We start from the raw sequence: 2668 nt of genomic DNA on the forward strand, positions 1-2668 counted from the left end.
GTAAACATCAATTTGTCGCATCGATGTGACGCTTTGTATCAGTTTTATGAAGCAGAACACCAGGGGTAAAGGTATTTGAAGAAATAAATTCTTGGCTTTGTTTGAGAGATAATATAAAGTCTAAAATATTGCCCAATAGAATCAAAAATCATGCCTGAAGCCTTTTTTTTTGTCATTCTACTGTTGCAACTACCAGCAACAGCTATCTTACTATCACGTCTCATCAAAGGTCCTACTCGCCAACCGCCATTAAAACCTGATTCACCCATACCAGAATTAGTAGGTAAAGTAACCGTTGTTATACCGACTCTTAATGAGGCCACTCGCATTACTCCCTGTTTGCTTGGGTTGAGTCGGCAAAGTTATGAAGTGCGGGAATTTATCGTTGTTGATAGTAATTCGGTAGATGATACCCAATATATAGTTAAGACTAAGGCAGAAACAGACCCAAGATTTAGCTTAATTACGGACGACCCTTTGCCCTCTGGATGGGTAGGTCGTCCGTGGGCTTTACATACGGGTTTTTTGAAAAGCTCTCCAGAGAGTGAATGGTTTCTCGGGGTCGATGCAGATATTCAACCAAACTCAGGGTTAGTGGCTAGTTTAGTCAAAAAGGCAGAGGCTGAAAACTATGACCTCATTTCCCTGTCGCCACAGTTTATTCTCAAATATCCAGGAGAGCTGTGGCTACAACCTGCTTTGCTAATTACCTTGGTTTATAGATTTGGACCTACGGGCACGGGGTCACAAACACCGGAACGAGTTATGGCCAATGGTCAGTGTTTTCTGTGTCGGCGCTCGGTATTGTCAGAGGTGGGAGGTTATAGCAGTGCTAAGGGTTCTTTTTGTGATGATGTAACTCTGGCTAGAAATATTGCTGCCCAAGGTTTTAAGGTAGGGTTTTTGGATGGGGCGGAGGTTTTGCAGGTCAGGATGTATGAGGGTATGGCAGAAACTTGGCAGGAGTGGGGGCGATCGCTCGATCTTAAGGATGCTTCCCCGACTGCTCAAGTTTGGAGCGACCTGTGGTTATTGTCAGCTACGCAGGGTTTGCCTTTGTTGATAGTTTTGAGTTATTTATTGTTGAGTTTGCCTGTTGATGTTTCTTTGTCTTCCAGGTTTTTGTTATTTGGATTAAATTTATTTTTACTATTAATTAGATTTGCTTTGTTATTAGCGATCGCTCCTGCTTATGATTTGAGTAAAGCTAAATTTGGTTGGTTATTTTGGTTATCTCCTTTAGCAGATCCTTTTGCAGTTTTGCGGATATTTCTATCTGCTATGAAAACTCCTACAAAATGGAGAGGTAGAATTTATGATAATAGTTAATATACTCTCTTACTTGAAATTATTTTTATTTTCATATCTTGATTCAGCAACGCCATCAATCAAGATAAAACTTATAACTTCCCTAATAGAAATCTCCACAAAAAGAGGGAGTAGGTAGTAGGGGGAAAAATTGATGAATAAGAGTACGATAATTGATTTTATTTTTTATTGTTGGAGACGTCTAATGTCAACTTGAAAAAAGAATGTTACGAATAATAAGTGGGACAAAAGACAAGTGCAGGAAATGTTCCTTTGACAAAGCAATGCGACCCCGTGACGACGCCAGTTGCACCTGATAGCGCACCAAGAAAAAAAGAGAATTGATGACCTAAAAACTGGTATTGAAACCATTCATTCTGACTCCTGACTGCTGTACATCACCCTACCAACGGCTATTCAGATGTAGAAGGTAAATCAATCTTAAGGTGAGGATGACCGTAAACAGCATATGCTAACCAGGTAGCATCACCCTGTTCGCTTGCTTTTTCGCGTGCTTTGATAGATGCTTCAGAAAGTGTCAATCCCTCTTTTAGTCCAAGATATAGAGTTTCGGTGAACATTCGTGCTGGAGAATCGAGAACTGACCAAAGCGGCCCAACAAAAGCACCAGCCCCACTTTGAAGGAATGCTTCAGCAAAACCTCCTATTCCTGTAAGAGTGTACCCTTCTCGACCAATTTGGCAGGCGTTTAACACGATTAAGGGTTTATTTTTATCTACTGAATTCAACTTGGCGTGCTGCCTTACCACGGTGGAGGATAGGTAATCTGGTACATGCTTATTTCCCTCCATATATCCTTGTAATTCTAGTTGTGATTTAGTGATGTCTCCTTGATCTGCTTGTCCATGTCCAGCAAAGTGAAGTAAATCAATACTGCGAGATTCTAAATGTTTTCTAACCTTAGACAACTTTGCTTCAATGGATTGAGCCTGAAAAACTTGCTCTAAGAATAAAGACTCCTCTGCAGCCTGCGGAAGGTGAAGCTCAGGTATTGGATAGTTTGGTATAATATAGTACGATTTGTCTCGCCGGATTTTGATTACATCGGGAGGATACCCTACATTATAAGTCCATCGAACCAAACCCATTTGACCAAGAAATGCAACTTCCTCTGGAAGATACGTACAATCTGGTTCTTTCAGATGAACCAGTTCCCACGGAATAAAGGGTTCATCTGAAAGTACCATAATGTTTTTAAGCGCGGAGCGCAGCTCCCACAGTATACGCTTCAATTCTAGGGGAATCAGTTCATCCAATAATTCGCCTCCAAAAGCTCTTAGCTCCTCTAAGAACTCACTTCTGTCCTTCCGAGCGCTACGCCATCGAGTCTCAATCTTTT

General features: G+C 41.2%; 2 protein-coding genes. One reads left to right on the forward strand and one right to left on the reverse strand.

The window, feature by feature from the left end:
* The first annotated feature begins 150 nt into the window (after window positions 1–150).
* On the forward strand, window positions 151–1329 hold the full coding sequence (gene cruG, locus AC3DU7_RS30645) for a 2'-O-glycosyltransferase CruG (RefSeq protein WP_488043011.1): 1179 nt from the start codon (window positions 151–153) through the stop codon (window positions 1327–1329).
* Between the two features lie 392 nt (window positions 1330–1721).
* On the opposite strand, the gene AC3DU7_RS30650 is transcribed toward cruG, so the two are convergent.
* The coding region (locus AC3DU7_RS30650; protein WP_488043012.1) for a CHAT domain-containing protein at window positions 1722–2668 on the reverse strand (947 nt) is incomplete at its 5' end.

This window comes from Okeania sp., assembly GCF_983059655.1.